This window comes from Allotamlana fucoidanivorans, from assembly GCF_006265225.1.
GTDB classification, from domain to species: domain Bacteria; phylum Bacteroidota; class Bacteroidia; order Flavobacteriales; family Flavobacteriaceae; genus Allotamlana; species Allotamlana fucoidanivorans.
The window spans coordinates 1-251 of the sequence record NZ_VDCS01000132.1; the positions used below are offsets into that span (position 1 = coordinate 1).

Annotated in this window: 1 protein-coding gene; it reads right to left on the bottom strand. The window is 34.7% G+C overall.

The window, feature by feature from the left end; translation table 11 throughout:
- The coding region (locus FGF67_RS17360) for a hypothetical protein (protein WP_199240719.1) at positions 1-251 on the bottom strand (251 nt) is incomplete at both ends.

Here is a 251-nt window from a genome sequence, read left to right on the forward strand (position 1 = left end):
ACGCCAATAATAAATTATGCCTCGCTCTAATAATATTGTTCTTGTTGGAGCCTCTAGATTATTAAAACTATGTGTTATCTGAGTAAAAGTATCATTTCTTGATACTTCTATAGTATACTTTATAGTATCTCCTTCTGCATCGGTTGAAGCATTCCATGTAAAACTTAAATTATTATCTATACATAACTGACCATTGGTTGGAGTACCTAAAGTAGGAACCGTTGGGGCCGTATTTGTTGATGGCCCTGGAT